We start from the raw sequence: 3744 nt of genomic DNA on the forward strand, positions 1-3744 counted from the left end.
TCGCTAGCTCAACGCAGAACTCAGGGTTCTCTATTAACCTAGAGCTCAACGATGACCATAGCGCAGTGACAACCTACTCTTACAGCAACGGTGATCCTTCTATTGTTGAGCAAGGCTTCTGGCAGCAACTCAACCAAAACCAAGTTCAGGTTGTCATGACTCGCCACCAGCAACAATACCTGATATCCGAGCGTATCTTCACACACGATAACGGTAAGCTTATCGCAGAGAAAGAAAAGGTCGGCAATATCGTCTACCCGATTGCCAACGGTGGTCTAGTACTATTTGAAGCAAAGCCTGTACAAGCGCAAGCTAACACGGTTGATCTAACGGCGAAGCAAGTGAACTCCAGTGATCAATTTGATCCAAAAGTAGACCAAGCAATCCGCGAATATTTTAAGATCAACAACAGCTCGCCTGATGATACAAAATACCGCTGGCTGACCTACGACCTCAACGGTGACGGTAAAGAAGAGTTGTTCGCTCAACTCGATTGGTGTGGCTCAGGTGGTTGTACACTGCTGATTTTCGAGAACCATCAAGATAAGTGGCGCTTCAATAGCCGAGTAACACTAGTAAAAGGCGATATTCGTGTGGGTAAGTCTAAAAATCACGGTTGGCACGATCTGATCTTCAATGTCAGCGGCGGTGGCGCAATAGCGGCCAAACACGCACTCTCATACACAGGTGTCAGCTACCCACTCAACCCAAGTGTTGCACCGGTAACCGATGATGCTGATATCAGCGAGGTGGTTTTGTTTGCTAACGACATCTCACCAGTACAAAGCGGAGTTAAGCTATAACCATGAGCGATCAGCAAGCTTGCATTGGGTGTGGTTTCACTCATCAATGTATTTGTCATCGAATACCGAATACAGAAAGCCAAACCCAGTTAGTGCTACTCACTCACGAGAATGAACTAACACGAGACACCAATACTGGAAAGCTACTGCAACAGTCACTCAAGCAGTGTCAGTCTTTTATTTGGCAGCGCAAGACGCCTCCAGCCGAACTACTGGCTTTGCTTGAAGGTGAAACTCATCAGCCTTTGCTGTTGTTTCCAAGTAATGAAAGTATTGAGTGTTTGCAAGCCGTTTCTGGAACAGGGAGTGAACGAACGCCATTATTCATTATCTTGGATGGTACGTGGCAAGAAGCGAAAAAGATGCTCAACAAAAGCCCTTGGCTACAGACGATCCCTCAAGTGCACCTCGATGTAACCAGTGAATCTTCATATACGTTGCGCCGCAATCAAGACAGTGGACACTTATGCACCTGTGAGGTTGGTATCGAGCTACTCAAGACATTGGATGAGACTCAATCGGCTGAGCAGATAGAGAATTACTATCAACACTATCTAAAAGTATTCCAAGCAGACAAAAGTGGACACGCTCTCAAGTAGATTAATGCGGAGTGCTTAAGCACAAAAATAAAAAGGGCGAGCCACTAGCTCACCCTTTCACATCTCGCTTTAATGCATTGGAAAAAATAGTGTTTCACGTGAAACATCAGACATTTGCCACTCATCAGAACAGCCGCTTAGGCTCGCCGAAGTAATAACCTTGCAGATAATCGACGCCCATCTGTTCGGCTATCTCGCAAACCTGTTGATTATGAACAAACTCAGCGACCGTTTTGGCATTAAACACTTGGCACAAGCGCACCAGCTGAGAAGCAATATTTCTCTGCTTCTGGTCTTTGTCGATATTACGAATTAAGCTGCCATCGAGCTTAATTATCTGCGGCTCCAGCTTAATGATCTCATCGATGTTGGAGTAACCAGAACCAAAGTCGTCGACGATGATTCTTGCACCTAACGAACGGAAGTGGTCACACACCTCAATCATACGGCCATAATCTCTAATCTGCTCAGACTCGAGTACCTCAAGTCCCAATCGAGTAGGATCGTTCATACCACTAATAGCGGTCTCAAGCACCTCAAGAGTCTTATCACTTAAAAGGTCTTGCGGAGAAAGGTTAATAGAAAACGGGCTCTGTTTATCGGCCATATAGCCGATAGTGTTCTTAATCATATGGCGACTAAGACGTGTATAAAGGTGTGTATCGGCAATCATAGGCAAGAACTTACCTGGTGTCACAATCGTTCCATCAGCTTCCATGATTCTCACCAAGCACTCTTGGCCAATCATTTCATGCGTTCCCGCCTCCACGATAGGTTGCGAGTAGGTAATGATGTTCTGATCTAAGATTGCTCGGCTTACACAGCTCAACCAACCAATTCGTTCTTTACGCTCTTCTTCACTCACCTGAATATCTTTGGCATTAGTTATGTGGGTATTGTTACGAACACCATAACGTCTTGCTTCAATCGCTTTTAGAAGGATTTCATCACTATTATCAGTCAAAAAGTCACAGCGACTGGCAAAGCCGCCACATAACGAGACCGATAGGTAGTCAATATCGGTTAAGCCATAAGGTTCGAAGTTAACACGTTCAACTTCATCTGCAAATTCGACAAAGCGCTCCTTAATCTTCGCTCCTCCGGCACTGGTATTGAAGATAATCGCCCATTCTCCAACCCCAATACTAAAGAGTTCAACTTTGATCTTAGACCTCTTAACTACTCGAAGCTGCAAACGCTCTACGAGGTGGTTGGAGAGATCTAAGAGTAATTGATCACCAACTTGATACCCATACTTGTCATTTACCTCATGAAAATTAGTCAATTTCAAAGTCAACAAATGTTCAGTAAAGAGAATCGTATTGAGTCGTTCTTTTAGTACTATACGGTTAGGTAGCCTAGTAAGGGAATCAATGCGATAACTCTCCGTTAAACGACGAGCCTGTTGATGGAGTTTCTTCTCCATTTGTGTGTTCATGCTATCAAGATCAGCCACTGCGTTACGCACTAAGTTCAGCAGTGGTGAAACCGTTGAGTCACATTTAAAGTCTTCACAGCGAAATTCATTCACCTTATCAGACTCTCTCATCGCGATATAAGTCAGACTGTGGTGCAGGATGTCTTGTCGCTCTTCAGTGCGGTAAAGCTCTCCCATGCAGTAGGCACCACATGCATTTACTATCCCTTCAAATGGCTTGAGCTCTAACTTGCTATCAATGAACTCCAATCGAGAAACACAGTTATAGATGATCACAGACTCAGGCTGATGCATGGCAAGCATCTCTGCACCATGACGCACCTTTTCGGCAGTAAGCGATGGATGGTTATAACAGAACTGGGCCTCTTCACCGATCTGCCACGGGCTATCAAACTCGATACTGCCATCATCATTTATACGAAGTGGTGTTGATATCCCTTTCTTCCTACCAAGTTCGCGATAAAGCGGGAAACTCATCAGTTGGCTGAAAGGAAGATCTTTGCCATCGGCAAGGTAATGTTTGAATACCTCAATCGCCGGCTTGTCATTTAATGCATATAGACGGTTCCCTATCGCATGAGTCACTCGTAGTTTCATCCCGATAGGGTTCCACTCGGAGTAAGCGTCTGACCACACCTTTAAATTAGGGTTCGTCAAGGCAGCCGCTACGCAGGCATGTTGGTAAGTTTGCTCATTGTGCATAACCCAGCGGCCGAACTCATTTTCCTGGCACAAGCCACCAGCCACTGGTAATGCGTAGGAATGATTTTCGAAAGCACCATAAATGGGGTAATCACGTCCTTCAACCTGATCACACAAGCTGATAACAGTTTTGGTGTCTTCCGATAGCTCAAGTTGAGATACGAGATCTTGGCTATCTTGGTTAGGGTTGCCAGTAAAAGGC

At 45.1% G+C, this 3744-nt stretch carries 2 protein-coding genes and 1 pseudogene; 2 read left to right on the top strand and 1 reads right to left on the bottom strand.

The annotated features are described in order from the left end of the window. Together A3712_RS19270 and A3712_RS19275 are read left to right on the top strand one after the other, a co-directional pair. A pseudogene (locus A3712_RS19270) lies at positions 1-803 on the top strand (COG3650 family protein); the annotation flags it as partial. A gap of 2 nt (positions 804-805) precedes the next feature. Beyond that, positions 806-1402 (top strand): tRNA-uridine aminocarboxypropyltransferase, encoded by a 597-nt coding sequence (locus A3712_RS19275; protein ID WP_063524703.1) that lies wholly within the window; start codon positions 806-808, stop codon positions 1400-1402. 124 nt (positions 1403-1526) lie between these two features. On the opposite strand, the gene A3712_RS19280 is transcribed toward A3712_RS19275, so the two are convergent. After that, on the bottom strand, positions 1527-3744 hold a 2218-nt coding region (locus tag A3712_RS19280), incomplete at its 5' end, for a bifunctional diguanylate cyclase/phosphodiesterase (protein ID WP_063524704.1).

The sequence above is a fragment of the Vibrio sp. HI00D65 genome (assembly GCF_001635455.1).
Lineage (GTDB): Bacteria > Pseudomonadota > Gammaproteobacteria > Enterobacterales > Vibrionaceae > Vibrio.